This is a genomic window from Accumulibacter sp. (genome assembly GCF_023806635.1).
In the GTDB taxonomy this organism is placed as follows: domain Bacteria; phylum Pseudomonadota; class Gammaproteobacteria; order Burkholderiales; family Rhodocyclaceae; genus Accumulibacter.
On sequence record NZ_JAMTDQ010000090.1, the window covers coordinates 1 to 25,628 of the forward strand.

Consider the following 25,628-nt stretch of genomic DNA (forward strand, 5'->3'; position numbering starts at 1 on the left):
GCCCGAGACGATTCGAACGTCCGACCCCTGCCTTCGGAGGGCAGTACTCTATCCAGCTGAGCTACGGGCGCGTGCAGGGCCCGAAGCTTAACCGGTTTGTCGCGGCCAGTCCAGCCCGCGAGCACTTTCCGCCACTTCTGGCTGGCGCCAAACGGCGGTAGAATACGGTCTTTGACCAGCAGACCACTAAGGACTTGGTATGGCTCAGCAGCAATCCTCCTCGCGCTTGATCCTCGTGATCACCATCGTCGTCGCGCTCCTCCTCATCGTCGTCATCTGGCCGTTGTCGCTGATGGGCAAGGGGGGGGCGGCCGCACCCCGCGCTGCGGATGACGCCGACGCGCGCATCCAGCCGGTCGCGAAGGTGGAACTGGCGAAGGCTGCTGCCGCCAAGTCCGATGGCAAGCCACGCGACGGAGCAGCGGTCTATCAGTCGGTGTGCATGGCCTGCCACGCCAGCGGCGCGGCTGGAGCGCCGAAGGCGGGCGACAAGGCGGCGTGGGCGCCGCGCATCGCGACGGGTACCGCCGCCCTGGTGAAGAGCGTCACCAACGGCAAGGGCGCCATGCCGCCGAAGGGAGGCGGCGCGGATCTCAGCGACGCCGAGATCAAGGCAGCGGTGGAACATCTCGTCGGTCTCGCAAAATAGACTTCCTCGGGGCAGGATGGAAAAGGAGGCCGCTGGCCTCCTTTTCCTTTCTGCTCGCAGTCGGCGCCGCTGCCGGACAACGGCGCCTGCTGCGCCCTGCTGGTGATTACTTGCCTGCTGCCGGGGCGGAACCGGTGGTGGCGGCCGGTGCGGGCGTCGTCACGGCGGGAGCAGCTTGCGCCTTCTTCGCCTGCGGTTTCGCGTGCGGGGTCTTCTCGACCGCTACCGTTTCGCCTTTCGCCGGCGTCGCGGTCGTTGCGCTGCCGGTGGCCGGGGTGGTGGTGACAGGGGCGGGCGCCGCGGCGACCTGGCCAACCGGCTTGGCGGATTCGACCGGTTTCGCCGCGCTGGTGGCACCGGTGGCAGCCGGCACGGCGGCAGCCTGGGCGGCCGGCTTGGCCGTGTCGGCCGGTTTCGCGGGACTCGTAGCGGTGCCCTGGGCAAAGGCGGCGGTGGCGAAAGCAGCGGCGACGGCGATGGCGATGACGTTCTTCAGCATGATGATCTCCTTGAGTTGATTGGGGTTTGCTCGGCCACTCCAGGGAACTGTCGGATTGTCCTGCGGCCTTGCACCGATCAACGCGGTGGCCCACGGCTTCGATGTCAGCGGTTGCGTAACGCGCTGTGACGTGCTTTGACCTCCTGCCCGAGCCGGCTTACCGGGCTCCGCCAAGCATCGCCCGCAGCGCCGCCAGGCGCTGCGCGCCACCCGCCCGGTCGGGCACGCCGTCGCTGCCACGCCCGACGAAGCGCAGGTCGGCACGGCCCATCTCGCCGATGAAGCGTGAGGCCTCGCTGGGCATCACCTGCCGGCCCTGCTGGCGTCTCTCGGCGTAGCTGAGATGCAGCGATCGCTGCGCACGGGTGATCCCGACATACATCAGGCGACGCTCTTCCTCGAGCCGGTTCTCGGCCTGCGCTTCGCGATGCGGCAGCACGCCTTCCTCGACACCGATCAGGAAGACATGCTTGAACTCGAGGCCCTTGGCGGCGTGGAGCGTCGACAGCTGGACGGCGTCGGCGTCGACCTCGTCCTTCTCGATCATGCTCATCAGGGCGATTCCCTGCGCCAGCGCGAGCAGGGTCTTGCCCTCCTCCACAGCCTTCCGGCCCAGCCAGTCGCACAGCTCGCGCACGTTCTCCAGCCGGCTGCGCGCCGTGCGCGCGTCGTCCTGCGTGCGCAGCCAGTCCTCGTAGGCGATCCCGGCAAGCAGTTCGTCGAGCACCGAGGCCGCCGGCGCGTGCTCGGCGCGCTGCCGCAGGCGGCGGACGAAAGCGGCGAACTCGAGCAATGGCGAGAGCTGGCGGGACTGCACCCGTTGCGCGAAACCCTCCTCGAAGACGGCCGTGAACAGCGGCAGATGGCGTTCGCCCGCATACTCGCCGAGTGCCTGCAGCGTGCTGCTGCCGACACCACGCCGTGGCGCGCCGACCGCGCGAATGAACGCCGGGTCGTCGTCGGAATTGGCCAGCAGGCGCAGATAGGCGGCAATGTCGCGAATCTCGCTCCTGTCGAAGAACGACTGGCCGCCTGACAACCGGTAGGGAACGCGCTGGTTGCGCAGGAACTCTTCAACCACGCGCGCCTGAAAATTGCCGCGGTAGAGGATGGCGTAGTCGCTGAACCGGCCGCGGTGCTCGAAGCGGTGCGCCTGCAGCTTCATGACGACCGACTCGGCCTCGCGCTCCTGGTCCGGGCAGGCGCTGACGGTGATCGGATCACCCGGCCCGAGCTCCGACCACAGGCTCTTGTCGAACAGCTTCTCGTTGTTGGCGATCAGCGCGTTGGCCGCCTGCAGGATGCGCGCCGTCGAACGGTAGTTCTGCTCCAGCTTGATCAGCTTGAGGTTCGGGTAGTCGCGTGGCAAGCCGCGCAGGTTGGCGAGGTCGGCGCCGCGCCAGCCATAGATGGACTGGTCATCGTCGCCGACTGCGGTGAAGGCCGCTCGCTGCCCGGCCAGCAGGCGGAGCAACGCGTACTGACCGGCATTCGTATCCTGGTACTCGTCGACCAGCAGGTAGCGCAGTCGGTTCTGCCACTTCTCGCGCAGCGCAGGCTGCGTCTCCAGCAGGCGCACCGGCAAGGCGATCAGGTCATCGAAGTCGACCGCCTGATAGGCGCGCAGGGTCTCGGCGTAACTCGCGTAGACCCGGGCAGCGCGCGCTTCGCCATCGTTGCCGGCAATCCGTGCCGCCTCCCCGGGGAGCACCAGCGCGCTCTTCCAGCTCGAAATCTGCCACTGCAACCGCCGCGCCAGGGCCTTGTCCGCGCTGCCGGACAGCTCGGCGAGGATGGCGAGGCAGTCGGCCGAATCAAGGATCGAGAAAGCCGGCTTGTAACCGATGGCCAGCGCTTCCTCGCGCAGCATGCGCACACCCAGGGCGTGGAAGGTGGAGATGACCAGGCCGGCAGCCGAACGACCGGCAAGCAGCTTGCCGACACGCTGCTGCATCTCGCGCGCGGCCTTGTTGGTGAAGGTGATCGCGGCGATGTTGCGCGGCTGCAGACCACAGGACTCGATCAGGTAGACGATCTTCTCGGTGATCACCCGCGTCTTGCCCGAACCGGCGCCGGCGAGGACCAGCAGCGGACCATCGAGGTAGCGAATCGCTTCGCGCTGCTGCGGGTTGAGAGCGGACATTGCGGCCGGGCCGGCTGGATCAGGGGCGCGATTCTAGCACGCGCCCGCCGCCGACGACCGCCGGCTCACCCCCGCTGCAGCACGCCGGCAGCCGGCCGTGGCCAGCGCAGGCGGGCCTCGAAGCCGCCAGCGGCGAGGTTCTCGACCTCCAGACGCGCGCCGTGCAGTTCGGCGATCCGCTGCGCGATGGCCAGGCCGAGGCCACTGCCATCGCCGCCGGCCTCGCTGCCGCGATGGAAACGATCGGCAAGGCGCGGCAGTTCGTCCGCGGCGACCCCCGGCCCGTCGTCGGCGACGGCGAGAGCCAGTCCCGCCGCCTCACGGCGGACGAAAACCGTGATCCGCGCTTCGTCTGGGGTATGGCGCAGGGCGTTGTCGAGCAGCGTGCGCAGCGCGATCTCGAGCAGTTCGCCGTCGCCGCTGACCGACAGCGGCGTCCCGCGTGTCTGCAGGCGTGGTCCCGGCCGGCTCGCCGGCACCTGCGTATCGGCGAGCACCCCTTGCGCGAGTTCGGCCAGGTTGATCTCGCTCGACGTCGGCAACCGCGCCAGCGGGTCGAGGCGGGCCAGGCGCAACAACTGCTCGACCACCCGCGTCGCCCGGTCGGTACCGGCCAGGACCTGGTCGAGCGCGTGCTGCCGATCGGCGCTGTCGGCAGTGAGTTGAGCCACCTGCGCCTGGATGCGGACCACCGCCAGCGGCGTTCGCAGCTCGTGCGCGGCATCGGCGGTGAAGCGGCGTTCGTTCTCGAGGGTGCCGCGCAACCTGAACAACAGGCGGTTGAGCGCGACCACCAGCGGCTGCGCTTCGGTCGGCACGTGACGTCCGGCCAGCGGCATCAGGTTGTCCGGAGAACGAGCGGCGACGTCGGCCGTCAGGTCGTCGAGCGGCTTCAGTCCGCGCCGCACCGAGTAGTAGAGCAGCAGCAGCAGCAACGGCGACATCAGCGCGATCGGCAGCACCGACTGCACCGCCACCTCCAGCGCCGCCCGGTCGCGCAGCGCGATCGACTGGCCGACCTGCACCCGGTAGTCATCCGACCTGGCGACGAGACTGAGGATCCGCCAGGGCTGGCCCGCGTGTTCGATGTCCGTGTAGCCGGCAGGAGCCGAGAGATCGACGGGCGGCGCGTGTTCGGAGCGCAAGAGCAAGGCTCCTCCGGCATCGCCGACCTGGAACTCGAGCGGCGGCTCGTAGAGGTTCTCCTCGCTGCTGCGCACCGTCGCCAGTCGCGTTGCCAGGTCGCCGAGATGCGCCTCGTTGTCGCGCACCAGCGCCAGCAGGAGCCGGGCGGACTGCGCCAGGTGGCCGTCCATCAGCTCCTCTGCCTCATGCTGCGCCTGCCAGTAGCTCATCGTCGCGGTCAACGCCAGTCCGCACAGCGAAGCGAGGCAGACGGTACGCAGCAGCCGCCAGCGCAGCGACTGCAGGCGAAAACTCTGCAGCGAACCGGGCATCAGGCGGGATCGCCGAGCTGGTAACCGAGCCCGCGCACCGTGCGGATGAAGTCCGCACCCAGCTTCTTGCGCAAGTGATGGACATACACTTCGACCGTATTGCTGCCGGTTTCCTCACCCCAGGAATAGAGGCTTTCCTCGAGCTGGGCGCGGGTGCGGATGTGGTTCCTGTGCCGCAGCAGATCGAGCAGGAGCGTGTATTCGCGCGCCGACAGGCTGACGGCCTCGCCGTTGCGGGTCACCCGCTTGCTCGCCGGGTCGAGCACGACACCCGCATGCTCGAGCGTCGGCGTCGCCGTACCGCCGGCGCGGCGCAGCAGCGCACGCAGGCGCGCCTGCAGTTCCGGCAGATCGAAGGGCTTCGTCAGGTAGTCGTCGGCACCGGCATCGAGCCCGGCAATCTTGTCGGCGCTGCTGTCGCGCGCGGTCAGGATCAGGACGGGAAGCTGGTTGCCGCGCTCGCGCAATTCCCTCAACACTGCCAGGCCGCCACGCTTCGGCAGCCCGAGGTCGAGCACGCAGGCCTGGTAGGCATGGTCGAGCAGCGCCAGCCGCGCTGCCTCACCATCGCGCACCCAGTCAACCGTGTACCCGCCCAGCTTCAGGCCGGCGCGGACGCCGTCGCCGAGCAGGGCATCATCTTCGACGAGCAGGACGCGCAATTACCTGGTTTCCTTCTTCAGCTTTGCCAGCAAGGCCTGAATCTCCTGCCGCCTGCCACTGTCGGCGAGTTCGCGCCCGGGACGGGGGGGCGCCTTCAATGCCTTCTCGAGGTAAGGCAGCGCTTCCGGCGAGCGGCCACGATCGGCGAGATATTCGCCGTAAAAGAAGTTCGGGTCAATACCATCGGGGTTGATCGCCAGCGCCTTGCGGAAGTACTCCTCGGCGCGTTCCTTGTCGCCAAAGCCGACCGGCCAGCCCGGCACCTTGGCGTAGAGCGTCGCCAGGCTGGTGTAGGCCGATCCGTTCAGCGCCCTGTCGTTGAGCTTGAGCGCCTCGTCGAGTCGCTGCCGGGCTTCCTTGGCCAGGGACAGGGCGCCGAGGCCACCCTTGGCACCCGCTTCACTGGACAGGACGATACCTTCCCAGATCAGCGCCTCGGGCATCTTCGGGTTGGCTTCGACGACCCGGCGAGCCTGCTCGGCCAGCGCATGATAGCCCTCGGCCTGCTGCTTCTCGGGCTGGCGGTACTTGATCTCCGCCCACTGTTCCTGGATCGGCCGGATGAGATCGTCGGCCGTGCTGGCGACGGCCAGCGAGCTGCCGGCGAGAAGGGAAAGCAGGGTGATCAACCTGCCCAGGACAAGCGCGATTTTCATGGGGACGTTCCTTTCGATACGATTCAGGGTGATGGACTGTGTTGCTTGACGATCGGCAGCTTGCCGGCCAGGCCGCGGTCGATCAACGATGGGGCGACGCCGTTGAGCCAGGCGAACAACCGTTCCGGAAAGCCGAAATGGTGCTCGCCGTCGCCACGGCGGAGGGCGGCGACGATCTGTCGCGCCACCTCGGCAGCCGGATCGCTGTGGTTTTTCAGCGCCCGGTTCAGTGCGTTGACCGCAGCGCTGTTGAGTGGCGTATCGATCGCCCGCGGCGCGACATGGATGACGGCGACGAGCGAATCCGCCAGCTCGCGGCGCAGCGCCTGCGAGAAGCCGCGCAGGCCCGCCTTGGCCGCCGAGTAGGCGGCGAAACCGGGAAACGGCAGGCTGCCGAAGGTCGACCCGATGTTGACGATCGCCGCCTGCGGCTGTGCCTTGAGCCACGGCAGCAAGGCATGCGTGAGGTGGATCGGGCCTTCGAGGTTGGTCGCCAACACCTCCTCGACGGTGCTCCACTCCTGCGTCTCGAGAAGGCCGAAGGCGCCGACGCCGGCATTGTTGATCAGCACGTTGAGCTCGAAGTCACGCGCTGCCGCAGCCAGCGCCGCCACGCCGGCGGGACGGCCAAGGTCGCCGGTGACGCACGCCGAGCCGTTGCCGAGCGAGGCGCTCAGTGAGCGCAGGCGGGCATGGTCACGTCCGGCGAGCAGCAACACGGCACCGGCGGCGGCCAGCTGGCGGGCCAGCTCCTGACCGAGACCGCCGCTGGCGCCGGTGAGGAGGATGCGGGCATGGTTCAGCTGCATGCCGCTTCCTCGACGCAAGGCAGGGCACGAAAGACATCGCCGTAAAGCTTGTAGAAGACCCGCGCGCTATGCACGACGTCGGCCTGGTCGTCGGGCGTCATCCGCTCGAGCAGGCGGGCAAGATGCATCGTGTGCTCCTGATCCAGCGTCCCGTGCGAACGCAGGTAGGAGAACGCGCTGTCGGGCAGACCGAGCGTCTGCTGGATGCGGTCAGCCGCCTGCAGCGCGAGCGCGACGCTGGTGCCTTCGAGGACGAAGACCATGCCGAAGAAGGCCGCCGGGTTGCCGCGATGGAGCAGGTCGTAGGCATAGGCGACCATCAGCTCGGCCGGCAAATCCGGCTGGCTGGCACGCACCGCGTCGGCATCGCCACCGGCCGCGGCAATGTCGTCGAGAATCCACTCCTCGTGGCCGATCTCCTCGTCGATGTAGGCGGCGACCGGCCGTCGCAGCCACGACAGCCGCTCCGGCAGCCGACCGCCGAGTGTCATCAGCAGCGGCGTGGTCTGCCGCACGTGGTGATAGGCCTGGCCGAGAAAGGCGAGGTAGGTACCCAGGCTGACCCGTCCCTGCAGGCAGTCGGCGATCACCGGCACGGCCAGCAGGCGCGCGCGCTCGGTGACCGTGGCGGCGATCAGTCGTTCATGAAAGGACATCGTTTGCTTCCCTTTCCGGATGGAAGAGCGCCGCCAGCATGGCAGCGTGATGTTGGAGGATGGCGTTGCGCCGCGGCCGTCCGTTGCCGGTGGCGAGCCCGTTGTCGACGCTGAAGGGAGCCGCCGGCAGCCAGTCGGCAATGCGCGCGTAATCCGGCAATCCGGCGTTGACGCGCGCCACCGCCGCGCTGAGGGCGGCGTGATCGGCGCCCGGCGCGGCGACCAGCAGCGCACACAGGCCGGGCATGCCGTCGCCGCAGACGAGCGCCTGCGCGATTGCGGGCTCGGCGAGCAGCAGCGACTCGACCCATTCGGGCGCCACGTTGCGACCGAAGGAGGTGATCAGCAGGTTCTTGCGACGCCCGTCGAGGTGCAGATGGCCATTGCCGTCGATCCGGCCGAGGTCGCCGGTGGCGAACTCCGGCAGCTGCGTCGCCGTGGCCGGCTGCGGCAGCTCGTCGCCGACGTAGCCGAGAAAGGCCCGCCCGCCCACCAGCACCTCGCCGTCGGCGATCCGCACGCGAACATGCGGCAGCGGGCGCCCGACGCCATCGGCATCGTCGCCGGGACGGTTGAGGCTGACGACCGAACCGCACTCGGTCAGTCCGTACCCCTGAAAGGCCGGCAGACCGACGGCACGCGCCCGCGCGAGCAGGTCCGGGGCGACGCGCGCGCCGCCGACGGCAACGTAGCGCAGATCGTTCGCTGCCACGGGTCCGCCCGCCGCCCGATGCGCGCTCCACATCTTGAGCAGTTCGGGAACGAGGATCAGGCTGTTGGCAGCACTGGCGACGACGGTCCGCTCCAGAGCGACCGGGTCGAAACCCGCCATGCCGCGCCAGCCAAGCGTCTGCAGCCCGGCGACGCGAATCTCGGCGCCGAGCAGCAGCGACGCGTGGATGCCGGCGCTGTTCTCGAGCAGCAGCGGCAGCGGCAGGACGGCCAGATGCCGTTCGATCGCCAGGTCGGCGAAGCAGCCGGCAACGGCAGCGGCGGTATCGAGCAGGCCGGCGGCGCTCAGGCAGACGCCGCGAGGAGCACCGGTACTGCCGGAAGTGAACGAGATCCGGGCGGTTGCCGACGGCAGCAGCGCCGCAGGGGTCGCGCGCGCCATCCACAGCAGCCCGTTCGCCTTGCCGGCCACGGTGAATCCGAGGTCCAGACTGGCGATCCGCGCCGGCTGATCGGTCAGCACCGTGTCGGCGCCGGCCTGCGTCAGGGCGTGCGCCAATTGCGCCGGGCTGAAGAAGCCCGGCAACGGCAGATGGACGACGCCGGCCCGCAAGGCGGCAAGGTCGGCGATCACCCAGGCCGGCCCGTTGTCCGCGAGCACGGCGAGCACCCGCACGCCGGCGAGGCCGCAGGCCAGCGAGTCGATCGCCGACTGCAGCTCGGCGGCCCGCCACGTCTCGCTGTCGCCACGCAGGACGACAGCATGGCGCGGACGCGCGGACAGCGAATCGAACAGGCGCTCGCCGAGGTCCTGCGCGGTCTGCTGCGCGCCGCTCATGCGCGTCGGGCGACGCGCGCCAGGGCCGTGCGGATACGCCCGGCGACGACGACCGGCTGCTGGCTGTAATAGCTGCCCCAGGCTGCCGCAGCCTCGCCCAACCGCTGCGGATCAGCCGGCGCCAGTGCCAGCGCCGGCAGCCCCAGTCGGTTGAGGATGGCGATCAGCTCGCGCGTGGCGGTGAAGGTGAGCCACTTGTAGCCCAGCCGATCGAGGTGGGCGGTCAGCGCCATCACGACCTGTATCGTTCCGCCCGGCTTCTCCGCTGCCAGATTGCCGACCTCGACGATCTCGTCCCGGCGAACCGGTTGTTGCGCCAGGCCGGTCATCGCGTGCTCGATGGGCTGCTCGAGATAACATTCGAGAAACAGCTTCTCGCTGGCTGCCGGCCGCCAGCCGCAGGCGGCAACGATCTGCTGGTGGCGCTCGAAGAGCACCAGGTTGGGAGCGAAGGAAGTGACGTCGGCGGCATGGTGGCGCGCGAAGACCTGGCGAATGAACGACTCGGCTTCCTCGCGACGGGGCGAGGCTGGATCGGCGTGCGTCACGGTGACCGGGTCGTTCCGGTTGTCGAAGAAGTGGCGGCGTGCTGGCTGCATGGCAGGAACCCTCTGAGCAAGTGCGCGCAGCTTGAGGGCGCTTCCTTAACAAGCTCTTAAACGGAAACGCCGCGGGGCGCCTGACCGGAAGGGGGGGGCGGGGGGGCGGGTGCCAGCGACGGACGCCGGCGATGCCGGCAGCTACGGCGAACGGCTCACCAGTTGTGAACAAGTCTGCTGCGCGACCGCTCTGCGGCGTGGCTCCCTGATCAATAGGGGACAGACCACGTTTTTCCGTCGCCCAATCGCCACTTCACCTCTGGCATCAGCAGCGGCGCCACTTCATCTCGATCGCGCGGTTGATGCACGACCCGATACTGCTCCTCTACCGGCTCGCGGCAGATCAGCAATTCGCCGCCCATCAGGTCGAGCAGCCAGACTTCCGGAATGCCATGCCGAGCATAGAGTGGCAGCTTCACTCCGCGATCGAACTGCACCGACGAGTGCGCAACCTCGACAACCAACAGCGCATCGGTTGCGCCGGGTAGCCGCTCCATGTAATCGTCCGGTCGCAGCAAGACGATGTCGGGTTGCGGTTCCGAATGCTCGTCGAGACGCAGCGGGTTTTGCACACTGACCAGATACTGATCACCGGCGGCGGCGGCGAAGAACTGCGCGAGACGGTTGACGACAAAGGCGTGCTTGCTGCCGATGGGCGCCATATCAACGATCTCCCCTTCGATCAGCTCGACCCTGCTTTCCGACGACAGGATGCCCGCTTCGCCCATCCTGTGGAAGTCGTTCACGCTGAGGCGGTGGCGGGCTTGCGCCATCAATTCGATCATGCTGCCCACGGTGCATCTCCGATGTGATTGCATCGTTCCGCTGCATTGGTGCGCCAAAGGGTAGGAAATCCGACGGCACCAGCGAGAGTGTATGGAGTATCCGAGCCTTCATCAAGGGGCGTCAATCCGGGATAGGTGCCCCTTGACCGGCGCCTAGGGCAGGACGCCGCAGCGCCTGAGCAACAGCGCCGTCTCGCACAGCGGCAGACCCATGACCCCGGAGTAGCTGCCGGCGAGATGCTCGACGAACATCCCGGCGCGGCCCTGGATGCCGTAGGCGCCGGCCTTGTCCAGCGGCTCGCCGCTGGCGACGTAGCGGCAGATTTCGCCATCATCGAGGTGACGGAAGCGCACCACGCTGTCGGACAGCGCGAGTTCGATGCGGCCCTGGAAGGCAACCGCGACGGCGGTCAGCACTCGATGACTGCGGCCCGAAAGGCAGCGCAGGATGCGGCAGGCATCGTCGGCATCGACCGGCTTGCCGATCAGCTCACCGGCCAGTTCCAGAGTCGTGTCGGCGGCGAGAACCGCCTGCGGCAACAGCCGTCGCCGGCGGACCAGCTCGCAGCCGTGCTCCGCCTTGCTGCGCGCCAGGCGCTCGACGTAGTGCCGCGCATCCTCCCCGGGCAGCGGCGTTTCATCGACCGCCGCATCTTCGCGCGGCGCACCGCGGAAGCTGATGGTGTCGAAGGCGACGCCGATCTGCGCCAGCAGCTCGCGCCGGCGCGGGCTGCGCGAGGCGAGATGGACGCGTTGCTGCAGTGGGCCGCCGGCCACTCAGTCCTCGCGATGGTAGGGATGGTTGCGGATCACGCTGCAGGCGCGGTAGAGCTGCTCGCACAGCAGCAGCCGCGCCAGCGCATGCGGCAGGGTCAGGCGCGAGAGGCGAATGATCTCGTCGGCCTGCTGCTTCAACGCCGCGTCGACGCCGTCGGCACTGCCGATGACGAAGGCGGTGTCGCCGCCAGCCTGCATCCAGCCGGCAAGGCGCTGCGCCAGTTCGAGCGTGCTCAGGTCGGACCCGCGCTCGTCGAGTACCACCAGCCGGCGGAAACCCTGCAGCGCCGCCAGCAGTCGCGTCCGCTCGGCGGCAAGAAGCTGTTCGCGGCTCTTCGTGCCACGCACCTCGGCCTTGACCTCGATCACCGACAGCGGCAGCTCGCGCGGCATCCGCTTGAGGTACTCGGCGCAGCCAGCGCCGACCCAGGCGGGCGGTCTGTTCCCGACGGCGACGATGGCCAGCCTCATGCCTCGCCGAGGCTGGCCTCCGAAAGCTGGCGACCTGCCTGGCGAACGCGCAGCGGCCCCTTGCCGCCCCACAGTTCCTCCAGGTTGTAATAGCTGCGCACCGCCGGCTGCATGACATGGACGATGATGTCGCCGAGATCGACGAGGATCCACTCGCCCGCCTCCTCGCCCTCGCAGGAGAGGATGCTGCCACCGGCCTCGCCCACCTTTTCCTGCACGTTGCGTGCCAGCGACCGGACCTGGCGGTTCGAATCGCCACAGGCGATGATCATCCGGTCGAAGAGCGCCGTCAGGCGGCTGGTGTCGATGACCTCGATATCTCGGCCCTTGATGTCGTCGAGCGCAGCGACGACCAGCTTTTCGAGATCGGCAAGTTCCATGGGCGGCTCAGCAGTGGGGATAAAGGCGATGGCGCCGAATATAAGCGATAACCGGATCGGGCAGCAAATAGCGGACGCTCTCGCCATTGGCGAGCAGCTGGCGGACACGCGTCGCCGAGATCGCCAGTTGTGTCATCGCAAAGGTGGCGACCAGCCCGGCCGGCGAAGCCGCAAGTTCGGCCGGACTGCTGCAGAAGCGGTCGCGGCAGTGCGCCGCCAGCGCCGGCGGCAACTGCGCCGGATCAAGCGGATAACCCGGGCGATGGGCGACCGCGAGGTGCGCCAGGGCAAGCAGCGACTGCCAGCGGTGCCAGCCCGGCAGGCCGGCAAAGGCGTCGGCGCCGAGGAGGAGGACGAGCGGCCGGCGCCCCCCGCAGTGTTCGGGCGAACGCAGTCGTTCCAGCGTCGGCACGGTGCGACTCGGCTGCGCGACCGTCACCTCGCTCTCGTCGACCTCGAAAAGCGGGTTGTCGGCAGTCGCCAGACGGACCATCGCCAGGCGTTGACTGGCGGTCACCCGCGGCGCGTCACGCAGCCTCGGCTGACCCGCCGGAAGCCAGCGGATCGCGCTCAGCGCGAGGGCGCCGACGGCCTCCTCGGCAAGGCGCAGGTGCCCGTAGTGAACCGGATCGAAGGTGCCACCGAAAATCCCCAGCGGGCCATCGCCGCTGCCCTCGTCAGGCATCGCTGTCGCCGGTGCTGACGAAGACATCGCGATAACTGACGTAGAAGCTGGCAAAGACCGCCGGCGCGACGACAAGGAGGACGAGGACGGTCATCCCGGTGGCCACCAGCGATGCGCCGAGCTGCAGCAGCGTCCCGACGACGCCGAGCAACAGCGCCGGCAGCACCACCGCGACGAGGGCCAGCGCCAGCGAGTAGACGAGGAAGGCGCGCCAGTTGCGGGCACAGGCGACGAAACTGAAGAACAGTGCCTTCGCCGGCGGCAGCGAATGCCAGCCGACGAGAACCGGCGCATACCAGTAGGCCATGACCAGCGGGCAGAGGAGCAGCAGGGCGAGCTGTGCCGCAAGAAGGATGTCGCCACTCGCCAGCACGTCGTCCGCCGGTTTCGTGCCGAGCAGCATCATCGCCATCAGTGCGCCGCCATCGGCCACTGCCGAGATCGCCAGGATGCCGACCGTCGCCGCCAGGTACACGGCGCCGAGAGCCAGCAGCGAACGCTGATTGCTGCGAAAGCCCGAGAACAGCATCTGCGGTGTCACCGGCAGCGAACGGTCGATGTTGCGGCAGACGTTCATCAGGCTGACCGAGAAGGCCGGGATGCACAGCGTGGTGAGCACCGTGCCGATCACCGGCAACAGGTTGACCATCGCCATCAGCAGCCAGTAGCTGACGACGAGGAAGGTCAACATCACGTGCCCCTTGCGAAAGATGCGGAAACCATCGCTGAGCCAGCGCCATCCCTGCGCTGCGGAAAGAGTCAGTGCTTGCATGTTTTCGGGCGGTTCAGGCGGTCATGAAGGTATCGCGATACGAAGCATACACGGAGCCGGCGAGCACCGGTCCGAGGACCAGGAATCCGAGGCCGAGCGGCAGGGCGGCGAAGAAGCACAGGATCATCGTCAGCAATCCATAGACGAGCAGGCAGGGAAGGTTCTTCGTGCAGGCCTGGAAGCTGGCCTTGAGCGCCGCCGTCGGCGGCATGCCGTTGAACACGACCAGCGCCGGCGCGAACCAGACGGCCATGACGACCAGCAGCGACAGCAGCAACCAGATGAGGCCGGCAACGGCGATGCCGCCGAGGGCGATGCCGACACCGAGCGGGTTTGCCAGCACCAGGCCACCGGCGATGCCGCCGCCGAGGGAAAGGAATACCAGCACGACGAGCAACAGCATCGCCAGCATGTAGAAGACGCCAAGCGTCATCAGCGCACCCGTATCACGCCTGAAACCGGCAAACAGGTCGCCGATCTCGATTGCCTCGCCGATCACCGCCTTGCGACAGGCGAGCAGCATTCCCGCCGCCAGCAAGGGCGTCAGCAGGTAGGCGGCGAGGTAGCCGATGACCGGGACGATCGCCAGCCCGACGTAGATGACGATCATGATGACCATCATGGCGATCCAGACGGCCGGGTTGGCGGCGAAGATCGCCCAGCCCTGGCGAAACCAGTCGAACACGCTGCCCGCATCGAGCCGGCGGCTGGCGCCGTCGAACTGCGGCGCGGGGATCGGAAATTGCTCCATGGGGATCGCGGCCTGATGACAAAGGGTAGGAGATGCTAGCGTCCCGCAACGAACGAGGCAAGCCGCACCGCTGGTCCGCGCCGCCATCAGGTGGGGCAACGCGTCAGCAGCATGCGCTCGATGGCGTTGAGAAAGCCGTAGAGCGGTGCGAAGTCCGCGAACAGCGTGGCATCGTCGGGCGGCGAGCGACGGAACTTCTCCTCGCCGCGCACCAGCGCGAAGACCTCGGCAAAGCTGCGCCGGCCGTCGATGTACTTGAGGATGAACTTGCCGAAGCGGCCGACGTCGAGTGGCAGGCTGATGCCGGTATGGCTGTGCCGCATGATGAAGGGCACCTCGGTGCTGCGGTGGATGATGGCCGACAACTCGGGCCCGCTCACCGGTTCGTGGCAGAAGAACGGGATGTACTGCGGGTCGCCGTAGGGAGCGACGCGAGCGCCGCGGCAAAGATAGAAGGAGTGCGTCACCAGCGTACCGCCGAGCAATTCGGCGATCGCCTGTTGCTGGCGCAAGGGCAGGAGCGCGACGGCTTCGAGGAACGGCGGCCGTCGCGGCGCCAGCACCAGCGGCGGCAGGTACGGTGCACGCCCGCGGCCGACATCGGAGAACTCGATGTGCAGACCGTGCGCATCGTGCAGCCACGCGTACAGTTCCTCGACGGTGTACGCACGATCCTGCGCATGCAGCAGCAGATCGTAGATGCCGGCGTCACCGCGTCGATGGTCGGATATCAGGGCCTCGCCGCGGGCAAACCAGTTCGTCTGCGGCAACGCCGCCAGCACCTGGCGGGCATGGTCGAGGCGCTGGTCGATGCTGTCGCAGCCGACGTTGATCCGGCGCAGCAGTTCCTGCATCTGGTAGACGCCGGTACGACCGTAGGTCGCGTAGACCAGCACGCCGATCGCGCCACCGGCCGCCAGGACGGCGAGCAGCGCGCGCAGGCCGGCATCGGGGTCCGGCAGGTGGTGCAGGACCCCCGAACAGTTGATGTAGTCGAACTCGCCCAGCCCAAGCCGGGGCAGCTCGAGCAGCGACGCCTGCAACCAGCGGATGTTCCCGAGTCCGCGGATTTCGGCCCGTCGGCGCGCGATGGCGATGCTCGCCGCGCTCAGGTCGAGGTGCACGATCTCGGCGTCGGTAGCGCGCAACTGTTCCGCGAGATAGATCGTCGCGTCGCCGGTACCGCCGCCGGCAACGAGAACGCGCCAGCCGCGGCGGAAATCCTGCTGGCCGGCGAAGCAGTAGTGGTTGATCATCGGCAGCGAGTCGAGCCAGGTCGGCAGCAGCCGCCGGCTTTCCTCGTCGGGATCGCGCGGGGGATAGGGCAGCGCTTCGTACTGCTCCCTGACCTGCGGCAGGACACCGTCACTCATGCCATGCCAGCCCCGGAACTTCGTCTGCCGGAAGTCCATCGGCAGCCCGCGCAAGGCCGTGCCGGCGGCCGTCGTCGGCCCGGTGCGCCAGCAGAATCTCCTCGTAAACCGATGGATCGCGCTGCGTCACCACCTCACCGGGTCTGGGCAGCAACTGGTCCTGCAGGCGCGAGAGCCAGAAACGAAGGGCCGCGGCACGCAGGAGAATCGGCCACGCCGCCCGTTCGCCGGCAGTCAGCGGCCGCCGGCGATGATAGGCGGACAGCAGCAGCCGGCAGCGATCGACATCGATCCCGGTGCCGGCAGCGGTGCACCAATCGTTGGCCACCACCGCCAGGTCGAAAAGCAGGTCGTCGACACCGGCGAAATAGAAGTCGAGCAGACCGCTGACGCGATCACCGACGAAGAGGACGTTGTCGCGGAAGAGATCGGCATGGATGATGCCTCGCGGCAGGCCGCCGGGCCGCAAGGCCCGTTGCTGCCGCAGTTCGTCGGCCAACAGGGCGGCCGTGCCGGGACGCAGCCGCGGTGCGAGCTGCGCGGCGACGGCGGCACACCACTCCGCGCCGCGCGGGTGCGGCTGGCGCAGCGGGCACGATTGCGCCGCCAGGTGCAGTTCCGCCAGCGCCGCACCAGCCGCCGCGCACTGCTGCGGGTTCGGCGATGCCTCGGAAGCACCGGCGAGACGACTGACGATCAGTGCCGGCCTGCCCGCAAGCTCGCCGAGATGGCTACCGCGCCGATCGGCGACCGGCGCCGGGCAGGGAATCCCGCGCGCCGCCAGATGAACCAGCAACTGCGTGTAGAACGGAAGCTGGGCATGCGGCACCTGCTCGAAGAGCGTCAGGACGTAATCGCCGCTCGTGGTGCCAAGGTAGAAGTTCGAGTTCTGGACGCCCTCGGCAATCCCGGTGAGGTCCCGCAGCGTTCCCAGAGAATGGTTCTCGAGCCAGGCAGACACCACACTGGCGCTGAGTTCGGTGAACACCGACATGGGCGCGGTCGATGTCGGGCGGGCAGCGGCGGGAAGGCTGGTGACCCGCCGCTCAGAAGGTGCCGATGGTCCACATCGGCACGCTGATCGGCGGACCGCCGATCGAATGCCGCGCAAAGTTCCCGTCGCCCTGGTGGTCGACCAGGATGTAGGGCACGCCATGCGCCGGCGTCACCCGGATCATGTAGAGCCTGCCACCGACCCGGTGTTCCTCGATCGTCTCGCCGTCACGCCTGACGATCGTCACTTCCGGCTCCATCGAAGCGTCGACCGGGGCCATCTCCGGCGGTGGCGGCGGCACTGCCGGCAACGGCTGCAGATCGGGCGGAGTCTGGGCAAGCACTGGCGCCGTGGCAAGGACCAAAGTGGCCAGAAAGGCATGGGTGCGGCGCATCGGCGGTCTTCCGGATGATTGATCGGTTCGCCGACATGCTGCCGGCCAGCACCGATTGTAGTACAGAATCACGCGCTGTCCGCGGCTGCCGGCAACCCGCGCAGGCGGCGCGGTCGACCGCCGAACTCTGCCATAATGCCGGGGATCCGTCGCGCCTGCGCTGGCGACGGCACGACGCGCGGCATGCCGCTCGCGCCAGCGGCCAGACCCGTTCACCTCCATTGCCCTGACCCCGCCCATGCCCACCCTGCTGCTGGTCGACGGATCCTCCTATCTCTACCGGGCCTTCCACGCCCTGCCCGACCTGCGCACGACGCAGAGCGAGCCGACCGGCGCCATGCACGGCGTCCTCAACATGCTGCGGCGACTCGAAAGCGACCATCAGGCGTCGGGAGTCGACTACAAGGCCTGCGTCTTCGACGCCAGGGGGCGCACCTTCCGCGACGACTGGTACGCCCCCTACAAGGCCAACCGGCCGCCGATGCCCGACGACCTCGTCCGCCAGATCGAGCCACTGTACGCCGCCATCGCCGCGCTCGGCTGGCCGCTGCTGGTCGTCGACGGGGTCGAGGCGGACGACGTCATCGGCACTCTGGCGACGCAGGCAGCGGCGCAGGGCATGCAGGTGGTGGTGTCGACCGGCGACAAGGATCTGGCGCAACTGGTCGGCCCGCTGGTCCGGCTGGTCAACACGATGAGCAACGAAACCCTCGACGAGGCCGGCGTCGTCAGCCGCTTCGGCGTCCCCGCCGGGCGTATCGTCGACTACCTGGCGCTCGTCGGCGACGCGGTCGACAACGTCCCGGGCGTCGACAAGGTCGGGCCGAAGACGGCGGTCCGCTGGCTGCAGCAGTACGGCTCGCTCGACGGGGTGATCGCCGCCGCCAACGACATCGGCGGCGCCGTCGGCGACAACCTGCGGCGCGCGCTCGACTTCCTGCCGCTGGCACGCCGCCTGCTGACCGTGCGCTGCGACCTCGAGCTGCCGCTGGCGCTCGCCGAGCTGCAGCCGCGTGCCCTCGACCGCGAGCGACTGCTCGAGATCTTCCGGCACTACGAGATGCGCTCGTGGCTGCGCGAGGTGCAGGGCACGGCTGACGCCGCTGCAGCGCCGCCGGCAGCGGCGCCGCCCGCCGCCACGCCGGCGGCGGCCGACGGCGCGCACCGCGCCGCCTACGAGACGATCCTCGACTGGCCGGCCTTCGAGCGCTGGCTGCAGAAGGTCGGCGACTGCGAACTCTGCGCGCTCGACACCGAGACCACCAGCCTCGACCCCTTCGCCGCCCGCCTCGTCGGCCTCTCGCTGGCCGTCGCGCCGGGCGAGGCGGCGTACCTGCCGCTCGCCCACCGCTACCCCGACGCGCCGTCGCAACTGCCGCAGGACGCCGTGCTGGCACGCCTGCAGCCGTGGCTCGAGGACCCCGCGCGGGCAAAGATCGGCCAGAACCTCAAGTACGACCAGCACGTCCTCGCCAACCACGGCATCCGCCTCGCCGGCGTGCGGCACGACACCCTGCTGCAGTCCTACGTCCTCGAATCGGGTCGCGACGGCGTCCGCGGGCACGACCTCGGGCAGCTCGCCAGCCGCCACCTCGGGCTGCAGACGATTCCCTACGAAGCGCTGTGCGGCAAGGGCGCGAACCAGATCGGCTTCGAGCAGGTGGCGATCGACCAGGCGGCGGCCTACGCCGCCGAGGATGCCGACCTCTGCCTGCGCCTGCACCGGCAGCTGCATCCGCAGATCGCCGGCGACGGCGGCCTGCGGCGGATCTACGACGAGATCGAGATGCCGGTGCGCGACGTCCTCTTCCGCATGGAGCGCACCGGCATCCTGATCGATGCCGGGCTGCTGACGCAGCAGAGCCACGAGATCGGCAGGCGCCTGCTCGAACTCGAGGAACGTGCGCATGCCGCCGCCGGGCAGCCGTTCAACCTCAATTCGCCGAAGCAGCTCGCCGAGATCCTGTTCGACCGCCTCGGGCTGCCGGTGAAGAAGAAGACCCCGTCGGGAACGCCATCGACCGACGAGGAGGTGCTCTCCGAACTCGCACTCGACTACCCGCTGCCGAAGATCCTGCTCGAGACGCGGCAGCTCGCCAAGCTCAAGGGCACCTACACCGACAAGCTGCCGAAGATGATCAACGCCACCACCGGCCGCGTGCACACCAGCTACGCGCAGGCGGTGGCGGTCACCGGCCGCCTCGCGTCGAGCGACCCAAACCTGCAGAACATCCCGGTGCGCACCGCCGAGGGCCGCCGCATCCGTGCCGCTTTCGTCGCCCCGCCCGGCAGCCACCTGCTCTCGGCCGACTACTCGCAGGTCGAGCTGCGCATCATGGCGCACCTGTCGCAGGACGCGCGGCTGCTCGCCGCCTTCGCCGCCGGCGAGGACGTGCACCGGGCGACGGCGAGCGAGATCTTCGGCGTCGCGGCGGCGGAAGTCGGTGCCGACCAGCGGCGTGTCGCCAAGGTGATCAACTTCGGCCTGATCTACGGCATGAGCGCCTTCGGCCTGGCACGCCAGCTCGACCTCGAACGCGGCGCAGCGCAGTCGTACATCGATCGCTACTTTGCCCGTTACCCGGGCGTCGCCGCCTACATGGAAGAGACGCGCGCGGCGGCGAAACGCCAGGGCTACGTCGAGACCGTCTTCGGTCGCCGCCTGTGGCTGCCCGAGATCCGCTCGAGCAACGTCGGCCGCCGCCAGGGTGCCGAACGCGCGGCGATCAACGCGCCGATGCAGGGCACCGCCGCCGACCTGATCAAGTCGGCGATGATCGCCGTCCAGCGCTGGCTCGACGGCGAACGGCTGCGCACCCGGCTGTTGCTGCAGGTGCATGACGAACTCGTCCTCGAAGTGCCGGACGACGAACTGCCGCGCGTGCGCGGCGAGCTGCCGCGACTGATGAGCGAGGTCGCCAGCCTGCGCGTGCCGCTGGTCGTCGACATCGGTTTCGGCGGCAACTGGGACGAGGCACATTGAGACCACGCGCAAGGGCGGTCCGCAACATGCGCCCCACGTGCCGCCAACCACCCGCGCAGCAACCGCCAGCCCCGCGGACAGCGCGCGCGCGCAGCCTGCTTCTGGCGGCACTGCTCGCCGGCGGACTCGCCGCCTGTGGCGGCGCGACGCGCAACGCCACCGTCTACCAGAGCGAGGATTTCGCCGCCGACGAGACCTTCTCGCGCCTCTTCGACGCCAGCGCCGAAGCGACCTGCGAAGCCGCCCGGCGCGCGCTGCTCAGCCAGGGCTACCTGCTGACCGCCGTCAAGCCGGATGCGGTCAGCGCCAGCAAGAACTTCCAGCCGCAGGCAGACGTGCACGTGCAGATCGTCTTCAACGTCGTGTGCACCAGCGAGGCCGGCCACGAAGAGCTGGCGACAGCCTACGTCAGCGCCATCGAGGACCGCTACACGCTGAAGAAGAACCCGAACTCGGCCAGCGTCGGCGTTGCCGCCATCGGCTCGTTGTCGATCCCGCTCGGCGCGAACGAGGATTCGCTGGTCAAGGTCGCCAGCGAGACGATTCCCGCCGGACCGTTCTACGACCGCTTCTTCGCCCTGATGCACCGCAACCTGGCGCAGCAGGCAGGTGGGCGCTGAGCGGCACCGGCATCGCCCGCCGGCAAGCGGGCCCCTGGCTCGGGCGGGCGCCCGGCGTAACCGCCGCGTGAGCGGATGCGTGCCACCCTGCCGCGGTATTGCCTGCCCGGAGAGCCGCGAGTCGGTGGCGTGATGAGCCCTTACCAGAAAAGCGAGATCCCGGCCCGCTACGAGACGCTGATGGTCCTCCACCATCTGGGGCGGGGCGAACCGTTCATGATGCTGCCGGGAGACGAAGACGGCTACGGCACCCGCTGGACCCTCGGCGGGCAGCAGGTGCAGCCGGCGATCGCGCAGTTCCTGATGCGGCATTCCTTCGTCAGGGATGCCGGGCTGACCGAGTTCGGCGCCCACCAACTGCGCCTGACGCCGTCGGGGCGCAGCTTCCACGACAAGGGCCGGCAGTGGTGGGACGGGCTCGGCTTCTACGACAAGCTGAAGGTCATCGTTCTCGGCTGAACGCGCCCGCCGCCCGGCGGCCGGCCGCCAGGTGCAGGGGCGCCCCGCTCGTGGCCGGCACGCGCGCCGGCCACGAGCGGGGCATCAGGAGACCGAGCTGCGGATCAGGTGATCGAAGGCGCTCAGTGCGGCTTTCGAACCTTCGCCCATGGCGATGACGATCTGCTTGTAGGGCACGGTCGTCACGTCGCCGGCGGCAAAGACGCCGGGCAGCGAGGTCTGCGTGCGCGCGTCGATCTCGATCTCGCCGTGCCGCGAGAGCGCCAGCGTGCCCTTCAGCCAGTCACTGTTCGGCAGCAGGCCGATCTGCACGAAGACGCCCTCGAGGTCGATGCGCAGCGACTCGCCGCTGGCGCGATCGGTGTAGATGAGGCCATTCACCTTCTGCCCGTCGCCGCTGACCTCGGTGGTCAGCGCCTGCGTGATCACCTTGACGTTCGGCAGGCTGAACAGCTTCTTCTGCAGCACCGCGTCGGCGCGCAGGCTGGCTTCGAACTCGAGCAGCGTGACATGGCCGACGACGCCGGCGAGGTCGATCGCCGCCTCGACACCCGAGTTGCCGCCACCGATGACGGCCACCCGCTTGCCCTTGAACAGCGGGCCGTCACAGTGCGGGCAATAGGCGACGCCATGGCCACGGTACTGCTTCTCGCCGGGGACGTTCATCTCGCGCCAGCGGGCGCCGGTGGCGATGATCACCGTCCGGCTGCGCAGGCTGGCGCCACTGGCCAGGCGCACCTCGGCGAGGCCGTCGTCGCCGGCGGCGACCAGTGCCTCGGCACGCTGCAGGTTCATGATGTCGACCTCGTACTCGCGCACGTGCTGCTCGAGGCCGGCAGCGAGCTTCGGGCCGTCGGTCTCCTTGACCGAGATGAAGTTCTCGATCGCCAGCGTATCGAGCACCTGGCCGCCGAACCGCTCGCTGACGACGCCGGTGCGCACGCCCTTGCGCGCGGCGTAGATCGCCGCCGCGGCGCCCGCCGGGCCGCCGCCGACGATGAGGACGTCGAAGGGTGCCCGCGCCGAGACCTTCTCCGCCTCGCGCTGCACGGCACCGACGTCGATCCGGCCGACGATCTCCTCGAGCGTCATCCGCCCCTGGCCAAAGTGCTCGCCGTTGAGCAGGACGGTGGGCACGCCCATGATCTGCCGCTCGCTGACTTCCGACTGGAACAGTGCGCCGTCGATCATCTGGTGGCTGATGCCCGGGTTGATCACCGCCATCAGGTTGAGCGCCTGCACGACGTCGGGACAGTTGTGGCAGGAGAGCGAGATGAAGGTCTCGAAGTGGAAGCGGCCGGGGATCGCGCGGATCTCGTCGAGCACGCTCGCCTCGGCCTTCGGCGGATGGCCGCCGGTCTGCAGCAGGGCGAGGATCAGCGAGGTGAACTCGTGCCCCATCGGGATGCCGGCAAAGCTGATGCGCGCCGCCTCGCCGACCCGGGCGACGGCGAACGACGGCCGGCGCACGGCATCGCCGTCCTGGCGGACGCTGACCTTCGCCGACAGCTCGGCGATTTCCTGTACCAGCGCGAGCATCTCGCGCGCCTGGTCACTGTCGTCGAGCGACGTGACGAGTTCGATCGGCTGCTGGATCTTCTCCAGGTAGGCGCGCAGTTGATTCCTGATGTTGGCGTCGAGCATGACTGTTTCTCCATTGACGAGTGGCATTGAAAAGGGGCCGCCAAGCTGTGCTTCGCGGCCCCTGTGCATTGGCACCCGCGGCGGCTGCCGGACTGCACGCCCGGCAGCGGCGCGTGCAGCGGCGCTCAGATCTTGCCGACGAGATCCAGCGACGGTGCCAGGGTGGCCTCACCCGGAGTCCACTTGGCCGGGCAGACCTCACCCGGGTGGCTGGCGACGTATTGCGCGGCTTGCACCTTGCGCAGCAGTTCCTTGGCGTCGCGGCCGATGCCGAGGTCGTGGATTTCGCAGACCTTGATGACGCCCTCCGGATTGACGACGAAGGTGCCGCGCAGCGCCAGGCCCTCGGTCTCGATCATGACGTCGAAGTTGCGCGTGATGTTGCCGGTCGGGTCGCCGATCATCGGATAGCGGATCTTCTTGATCGTCTCCGACGCATCGGCCCACGCCTTGTGCGTGAAGTGGGTGTCGGTCGACACGGCATAGACTTCGACGCCGATCTTCTGGAAGGCATCGTACTCATCGGCCAGGTCGCCGAGTTCGGTCGGGCAGACGAAGGTGAAGTCGGCCGGGTAGAAAACGACGACGGACCACTTGCCCTTCAGGTCGGCATCGGAAACGGGGACGAACTTGCCATTGTGAAAAGCGGTGGCTTTGAACGGCTTGATTTCGGTGTTGATCAAGGACATCGTGAGTTCTCCTTCGAGTTCGGTGGATGAAAAGAAGCGACGGACGAATCGTAGTGCAGGCGGCGGATTGGTTCCAATTGATTCTGGTAATTTCTGCCATAGCCCGGCGCTATCCGGCGCGACCGCGGGCGACGGCGGATCCCGGCGCAAGGAGCAATGGCGGCGGGATCGCGCCTGCGGGACGGACGCGGATTGACGGCCGACGACCATTTCGCCGATACTCGGGGCTCTGCCGATGAGCACGAACCCCCCCGCTCGGCAAGGTGATCGCCCGGTCATTCCGGCGCGCCACTTGGCGGTTGACCGGGCCCGGTCCGGGCAGTGGCGCGGCACGCAGCCGTTCGACGCAGGCAACCTTGTTTCAGGATCCGGACCGGTGAATCCCCCTTTCCCTGCACCACCCCTCCCGGCAGGCCTGCCGGCGAACACCATGGCGGAGCCCTGGCGATGAGCATGGTCGACGTCATCGATGGCGCCAGCTTTCCACGGCTCGAGCCGATCGCCTGCCCGCTCTGCGGCCAATCGAACCCGGCGCGCGTCATCCCCGCCCGCTTCGGCATGCTGACGTCGGTGGCCGAGTGCGCTCCCTGCCGCCTCGCGTACCAGACGCCGCGGCCATCCGAAGAAGCTTCGCGCGCCTACATGAACTGGCGCTGGTCCTCCGGCGACAGCTACGTGACCGATTCGGAGAACAAGCGCCGCGCCGCGCGCGCCAAACTGGAGCACGTGCAGGAAGTGCGCCCGCTGCCTGGCCGGCTGCTCGACTTCGGCGCCGGTTCCGGCGCCTTCGTCCGCGCCAGCCTCGATGCCGGCTGGCAGGCCATCGGCGTCGAACAGAGCGAAGCGGCGATCGCCCGCGCGCGCGAGTACTACGGCGTTGAACTGCAGGCGACGCTGCCCGACGAGGAGTTCGACGTGATCACCATGTGGGACGTCGTCGAGCACCTGCGCGACCCACTCAGCGTGTTGCGGCTGCTGCACGACCGCCTGCGCCGGGAAGGCGTGCTGCTGCTGGAAACCGGCAATTACGAGAACTGGCGCCGGATCCTCGAAGGGGAGCGCTGGAGCCTCTATCTCCTCGACCACCACTTCTACTTCTCGCCGCACAGCCTGGAGACGGTCGTCACGCGTGCCGGCTTCTCGGCCTTCCGGGTACTCGACGTCGACCACTCGGCGCCCTCGCTGCGCCGCACGCTGACGCGGCCACGCTGGAGCCTGCGTGCCTGGCAGACCTACCTCGCATCGAAGCGCGCCTGGCCCGAGCACGGCGACATCAACGTCATGGTCGCCGCCGCCACCGCCTGAGCGGGCCGCGGGCGGGCAGCGGCCGCAGCCCGCCGGGCGAGCGGTGACCAACCCAGAGGGCGGGAGAGGGACTCTTGAAGCCGATCAGACTCTACTGGTGGCAGGGCGAAGGCCGCGATGACCCGACGCGGCAGAATTTTGGCGACTACCTGTCGCCGTTGATCGTCGGCATGGTGTCGGGACGACCCGTGGTGCACGCCCCGGTCGCCAGCGCCGACCTGCTCGCCATCGGCACGATCCTGAAACGGGAACGGCAGGCCCGCCGACTCCTGCTGCCGCGCCGCCTGCACATCTGGGGCAGCGGGGCCGGCGACGCCAGCGAACGATTCTCTGGCCGCCACCACTATCACGCCGTCCGCGGCCGCCACACGCTGGCGGCAATCGCCGGCGGCGGCCAGGGTGCCGCGCTCGGCGACCCGGGACTCCTCGTCGGCCACTACTGGAGCGGCCGGCCGCGGCCGCCGAAGCGGCACGCGCTCGGCGTCATCCCGCACTTCGTCGACCAGGACAGCGCCGCCGTCGCCGCGCTGCTGCGCATCCCCGGCGCGCGGCTGATCAACGTCTTCGCGCCGATCGACGACATCCTGCACGAGGTGCTCTCCAGCGCACAGGTGCTGTCATCGAGCCTGCACGGACTGATCATCAGCGACGCGCTCGAGGTCCCGAATCGCCGCATGATCATCTCCGAAAACATCCGCTCGAGCCTGAAGTTCGCCGACTACTACTCGGCCTTCGGCCTCGCCGAGCCGACCCCGCTCGACGCGCGGCTGCTGCGCGGCAACGAAAGCCCCGAGCGCCTCGTCGGCGACTATCGCCGACCCGACGTCGACAGCCGTTGCGCCGACCTGCTGCGCTCGTTTCCGGACGTCGTCTGAGCGGTCGTCACGAAATCGTCGCGAGCAGGC

The 25,628-nt window shown here is 68.8% G+C and carries 27 protein-coding genes; 6 read left to right on the top strand and 21 right to left on the bottom strand.

Annotated features, from left to right (window positions below; genetic code table 11):
- Nucleotides 1-199 precede the first annotated feature (199 nt).
- Nucleotides 200-649, top strand: a complete 450-nt coding sequence (locus tag NFW30_RS15625; RefSeq protein WP_295354067.1) for a c-type cytochrome — start codon at nucleotides 200-202, stop codon at nucleotides 647-649.
- A 106-nt stretch (nucleotides 650-755) separates the two neighbouring features.
- Here the strand turns inward: NFW30_RS15625 and NFW30_RS15630 are convergent, their stop codons facing one another.
- The 19 genes from NFW30_RS15630 to NFW30_RS15720 all read right to left on the bottom strand — a co-directional run bounded on the left by NFW30_RS15630 (nucleotide 756) and on the right by NFW30_RS15720 (nucleotide 17,023).
- Nucleotides 756-1,148 carry a hypothetical protein gene (locus tag NFW30_RS15630; RefSeq protein ID WP_295354070.1) on the bottom strand — a complete coding sequence of 131 codons (393 nt, stop codon included), beginning with the start codon at nucleotides 1,146-1,148 and terminating at the stop codon, nucleotides 756-758.
- A gap of 157 nt (nucleotides 1,149-1,305) precedes the next feature.
- Complete coding sequence (locus tag NFW30_RS15635) at nucleotides 1,306-3,291, bottom strand: UvrD-helicase domain-containing protein (protein WP_295354073.1); 1,986 nt, start codon at nucleotides 3,289-3,291, stop codon at nucleotides 1,306-1,308.
- A gap of 65 nt (nucleotides 3,292-3,356) precedes the next feature.
- Nucleotides 3,357-4,748 carry an ATP-binding protein gene (locus tag NFW30_RS15640; RefSeq protein WP_295354076.1) on the bottom strand — a complete coding sequence of 464 codons (1,392 nt, stop codon included), beginning with the start codon at nucleotides 4,746-4,748 and terminating at the stop codon, nucleotides 3,357-3,359.
- Nucleotides 4,748-5,410, bottom strand: a complete 663-nt coding sequence (locus NFW30_RS15645) for a response regulator (protein WP_295354079.1) — start codon at nucleotides 5,408-5,410, stop codon at nucleotides 4,748-4,750. Before NFW30_RS15645 ends, NFW30_RS15640 begins: the two co-directional genes overlap by 1 nt.
- Entirely contained in the window at nucleotides 5,411-6,067 is a 657-nt protein-coding gene (locus NFW30_RS15650) for a tetratricopeptide repeat protein (protein WP_295354081.1), read from the bottom strand. It lies immediately after the preceding gene.
- Nucleotides 6,068-6,090: 23 nt separating this feature from the next.
- Nucleotides 6,091-6,876: an SDR family oxidoreductase gene (locus NFW30_RS15655; protein WP_295354084.1), complete on the bottom strand. Its 786-nt coding sequence runs from the start codon at nucleotides 6,874-6,876 to the stop codon at nucleotides 6,091-6,093.
- Nucleotides 6,867-7,532, bottom strand: a complete 666-nt coding sequence (locus tag NFW30_RS15660) for an iron-containing redox enzyme family protein (protein ID WP_295354087.1) — start codon at nucleotides 7,530-7,532, stop codon at nucleotides 6,867-6,869. Before NFW30_RS15660 ends, NFW30_RS15655 begins: the two co-directional genes overlap by 10 nt.
- On the bottom strand, nucleotides 7,519-9,042 hold the full coding sequence (locus NFW30_RS15665; RefSeq protein ID WP_295354090.1) for an AMP-binding protein: 1,524 nt from the start codon (nucleotides 9,040-9,042) through the stop codon (nucleotides 7,519-7,521). Before NFW30_RS15665 ends, NFW30_RS15660 begins: the two co-directional genes overlap by 14 nt.
- On the bottom strand, nucleotides 9,039-9,641 hold the full coding sequence (locus NFW30_RS15670; RefSeq protein ID WP_295354093.1) for a thermostable hemolysin: 603 nt from the start codon (nucleotides 9,639-9,641) through the stop codon (nucleotides 9,039-9,041). The genes NFW30_RS15665 and NFW30_RS15670 overlap by 4 nt, the downstream gene beginning before the upstream one ends.
- Before the next feature lie 209 nt (nucleotides 9,642-9,850).
- Nucleotides 9,851-10,426: a Uma2 family endonuclease gene (locus tag NFW30_RS15675; RefSeq protein ID WP_295354272.1), complete on the bottom strand. Its 576-nt coding sequence runs from the start codon at nucleotides 10,424-10,426 to the stop codon at nucleotides 9,851-9,853.
- A 153-nt stretch (nucleotides 10,427-10,579) separates the two neighbouring features.
- Nucleotides 10,580-11,203 (bottom strand): Maf family protein, encoded by a 624-nt coding sequence (locus tag NFW30_RS15680; RefSeq protein ID WP_295354096.1) that lies wholly within the window; start codon nucleotides 11,201-11,203, stop codon nucleotides 10,580-10,582.
- The gene (gene rlmH, locus NFW30_RS15685) at nucleotides 11,204-11,674 is read right to left on the bottom strand and encodes a 23S rRNA (pseudouridine(1915)-N(3))-methyltransferase RlmH (protein WP_295354099.1); all 471 of its coding nucleotides are present in this window, start codon (nucleotides 11,672-11,674) and stop codon (nucleotides 11,204-11,206) included. It lies immediately after the preceding gene.
- Entirely contained in the window at nucleotides 11,671-12,054 is a 384-nt protein-coding gene (gene rsfS, locus NFW30_RS15690; protein WP_295354102.1) for a ribosome silencing factor, read from the bottom strand. The genes rlmH and rsfS overlap by 4 nt, the downstream gene beginning before the upstream one ends.
- A 7-nt stretch (nucleotides 12,055-12,061) precedes the next feature.
- Nucleotides 12,062-12,739, bottom strand: coding sequence for a nicotinate-nucleotide adenylyltransferase (gene nadD, locus NFW30_RS15695; protein WP_295354105.1), 678 nt, complete (start codon nucleotides 12,737-12,739; stop codon nucleotides 12,062-12,064).
- Nucleotides 12,732-13,511 carry a BPSS1780 family membrane protein gene (locus NFW30_RS15700; RefSeq protein WP_295354108.1) on the bottom strand — a complete coding sequence of 260 codons (780 nt, stop codon included), beginning with the start codon at nucleotides 13,509-13,511 and terminating at the stop codon, nucleotides 12,732-12,734. The genes nadD and NFW30_RS15700 overlap by 8 nt, the downstream gene beginning before the upstream one ends.
- A gap of 13 nt (nucleotides 13,512-13,524) precedes the next feature.
- The gene (locus NFW30_RS15705) at nucleotides 13,525-14,262 is read right to left on the bottom strand and encodes a BPSS1780 family membrane protein (RefSeq protein ID WP_295354110.1); all 738 of its coding nucleotides are present in this window, start codon (nucleotides 14,260-14,262) and stop codon (nucleotides 13,525-13,527) included.
- 86 nt (nucleotides 14,263-14,348) lie between these two features.
- A complete protein-coding gene (locus NFW30_RS15710) occupies nucleotides 14,349-15,635 on the bottom strand; it encodes a class I SAM-dependent methyltransferase (RefSeq protein WP_295354112.1) in 1,287 nt (428 codons plus the stop codon).
- Nucleotides 15,628-16,629: a homoserine kinase gene (locus NFW30_RS15715; RefSeq protein ID WP_295354115.1), complete on the bottom strand. Its 1,002-nt coding sequence runs from the start codon at nucleotides 16,627-16,629 to the stop codon at nucleotides 15,628-15,630. Before NFW30_RS15715 ends, NFW30_RS15710 begins: the two co-directional genes overlap by 8 nt.
- A 52-nt stretch (nucleotides 16,630-16,681) precedes the next feature.
- The gene (locus tag NFW30_RS15720) at nucleotides 16,682-17,023 is read right to left on the bottom strand and encodes a DUF2782 domain-containing protein (protein WP_295354118.1); all 342 of its coding nucleotides are present in this window, start codon (nucleotides 17,021-17,023) and stop codon (nucleotides 16,682-16,684) included.
- A 238-nt stretch (nucleotides 17,024-17,261) separates the two neighbouring features.
- On the opposite strand from NFW30_RS15720, the gene polA reads away from it, so the two are divergent.
- The 3 genes from polA (at nucleotide 17,262) to NFW30_RS15735 (ending at nucleotide 21,085) form a co-directional block, all read left to right on the top strand.
- Nucleotides 17,262-20,006 (top strand): DNA polymerase I, encoded by a 2,745-nt coding sequence (polA, locus tag NFW30_RS15725; protein ID WP_295354120.1) that lies wholly within the window; start codon nucleotides 17,262-17,264, stop codon nucleotides 20,004-20,006.
- A 26-nt stretch (nucleotides 20,007-20,032) separates the two neighbouring features.
- A complete protein-coding gene (locus tag NFW30_RS15730; RefSeq protein WP_295354123.1) occupies nucleotides 20,033-20,626 on the top strand; it encodes a DUF2242 domain-containing protein in 594 nt (197 codons plus the stop codon).
- A gap of 132 nt (nucleotides 20,627-20,758) precedes the next feature.
- On the top strand, nucleotides 20,759-21,085 hold the full coding sequence (locus NFW30_RS15735; RefSeq protein ID WP_295354126.1) for a hypothetical protein: 327 nt from the start codon (nucleotides 20,759-20,761) through the stop codon (nucleotides 21,083-21,085).
- Between the two features lie 84 nt (nucleotides 21,086-21,169).
- Here NFW30_RS15735 and ahpF read toward each other — a convergent pair whose 3' ends face one another.
- Both ahpF and ahpC read right to left on the bottom strand, forming a co-directional pair.
- Nucleotides 21,170-22,729: an alkyl hydroperoxide reductase subunit F gene (ahpF, locus tag NFW30_RS15740; RefSeq protein WP_295354128.1), complete on the bottom strand. Its 1,560-nt coding sequence runs from the start codon at nucleotides 22,727-22,729 to the stop codon at nucleotides 21,170-21,172.
- Nucleotides 22,730-22,854: 125 nt separating this feature from the next.
- Nucleotides 22,855-23,418 (bottom strand): alkyl hydroperoxide reductase subunit C, encoded by a 564-nt coding sequence (gene ahpC, locus NFW30_RS15745; RefSeq protein WP_295354131.1) that lies wholly within the window; start codon nucleotides 23,416-23,418, stop codon nucleotides 22,855-22,857.
- A gap of 447 nt (nucleotides 23,419-23,865) precedes the next feature.
- On the opposite strand from ahpC, the gene NFW30_RS15750 reads away from it, so the two are divergent.
- Together NFW30_RS15750 and NFW30_RS15755 are read left to right on the top strand one after the other, a co-directional pair.
- Nucleotides 23,866-24,723 (top strand): class I SAM-dependent methyltransferase, encoded by an 858-nt coding sequence (locus tag NFW30_RS15750; protein WP_295354133.1) that lies wholly within the window; start codon nucleotides 23,866-23,868, stop codon nucleotides 24,721-24,723.
- A 74-nt stretch (nucleotides 24,724-24,797) separates the two neighbouring features.
- Nucleotides 24,798-25,598 (top strand): polysaccharide pyruvyl transferase family protein, encoded by an 801-nt coding sequence (locus NFW30_RS15755; RefSeq protein ID WP_295354136.1) that lies wholly within the window; start codon nucleotides 24,798-24,800, stop codon nucleotides 25,596-25,598.
- Nucleotides 25,599-25,628 lie beyond the last annotated feature (30 nt).

Coding starts and splice junctions, on each gene's coding strand:
- NFW30_RS15625 (WP_295354067.1), top strand. CDS start 200: ATGGCTCAGCAGCAATCCTCCTCGCGCTTGATCCTCGTGATCACCATC.
- NFW30_RS15630 (WP_295354070.1), bottom strand. CDS start 1,148: ATGCTGAAGAACGTCATCGCCATCGCCGTCGCCGCTGCTTTCGCCACC.
- NFW30_RS15635 (WP_295354073.1), bottom strand. CDS start 3,291: ATGTCCGCTCTCAACCCGCAGCAGCGCGAAGCGATTCGCTACCTCGAT.
- NFW30_RS15640 (WP_295354076.1), bottom strand. CDS start 4,748: ATGCCCGGTTCGCTGCAGAGTTTTCGCCTGCAGTCGCTGCGCTGGCGG.
- NFW30_RS15650 (WP_295354081.1), bottom strand. CDS start 6,067: ATGAAAATCGCGCTTGTCCTGGGCAGGTTGATCACCCTGCTTTCCCTT.
- NFW30_RS15655 (WP_295354084.1), bottom strand. CDS start 6,876: ATGCAGCTGAACCATGCCCGCATCCTCCTCACCGGCGCCAGCGGCGGT.
- NFW30_RS15660 (WP_295354087.1), bottom strand. CDS start 7,532: ATGTCCTTTCATGAACGACTGATCGCCGCCACGGTCACCGAGCGCGCG.
- NFW30_RS15665 (WP_295354090.1), bottom strand. CDS start 9,042: ATGAGCGGCGCGCAGCAGACCGCGCAGGACCTCGGCGAGCGCCTGTTC.
- NFW30_RS15670 (WP_295354093.1), bottom strand. CDS start 9,641: ATGCAGCCAGCACGCCGCCACTTCTTCGACAACCGGAACGACCCGGTC.
- NFW30_RS15675 (WP_295354272.1), bottom strand. CDS start 10,426: ATGATCGAATTGATGGCGCAAGCCCGCCACCGCCTCAGCGTGAACGAC.
- rlmH (WP_295354099.1), bottom strand. CDS start 11,674: ATGAGGCTGGCCATCGTCGCCGTCGGGAACAGACCGCCCGCCTGGGTC.
- rsfS (WP_295354102.1), bottom strand. CDS start 12,054: ATGGAACTTGCCGATCTCGAAAAGCTGGTCGTCGCTGCGCTCGACGAC.
- nadD (WP_295354105.1), bottom strand. CDS start 12,739: ATGCCTGACGAGGGCAGCGGCGATGGCCCGCTGGGGATTTTCGGTGGC.
- NFW30_RS15700 (WP_295354108.1), bottom strand. CDS start 13,511: ATGCAAGCACTGACTCTTTCCGCAGCGCAGGGATGGCGCTGGCTCAGC.
- NFW30_RS15705 (WP_295354110.1), bottom strand. CDS start 14,262: ATGGAGCAATTTCCGATCCCCGCGCCGCAGTTCGACGGCGCCAGCCGC.
- NFW30_RS15710 (WP_295354112.1), bottom strand. CDS start 15,635: ATGAGTGACGGTGTCCTGCCGCAGGTCAGGGAGCAGTACGAAGCGCTG.
- NFW30_RS15715 (WP_295354115.1), bottom strand. CDS start 16,629: ATGTCGGTGTTCACCGAACTCAGCGCCAGTGTGGTGTCTGCCTGGCTC.
- NFW30_RS15720 (WP_295354118.1), bottom strand. CDS start 17,023: ATGCGCCGCACCCATGCCTTTCTGGCCACTTTGGTCCTTGCCACGGCG.
- polA (WP_295354120.1), top strand. CDS start 17,262: ATGCCCACCCTGCTGCTGGTCGACGGATCCTCCTATCTCTACCGGGCC.
- NFW30_RS15730 (WP_295354123.1), top strand. CDS start 20,033: ATGCGCCCCACGTGCCGCCAACCACCCGCGCAGCAACCGCCAGCCCCG.
- NFW30_RS15735 (WP_295354126.1), top strand. CDS start 20,759: ATGAGCCCTTACCAGAAAAGCGAGATCCCGGCCCGCTACGAGACGCTG.
- ahpF (WP_295354128.1), bottom strand. CDS start 22,729: ATGCTCGACGCCAACATCAGGAATCAACTGCGCGCCTACCTGGAGAAG.
- ahpC (WP_295354131.1), bottom strand. CDS start 23,418: ATGTCCTTGATCAACACCGAAATCAAGCCGTTCAAAGCCACCGCTTTT.
- NFW30_RS15750 (WP_295354133.1), top strand. CDS start 23,866: ATGAGCATGGTCGACGTCATCGATGGCGCCAGCTTTCCACGGCTCGAG.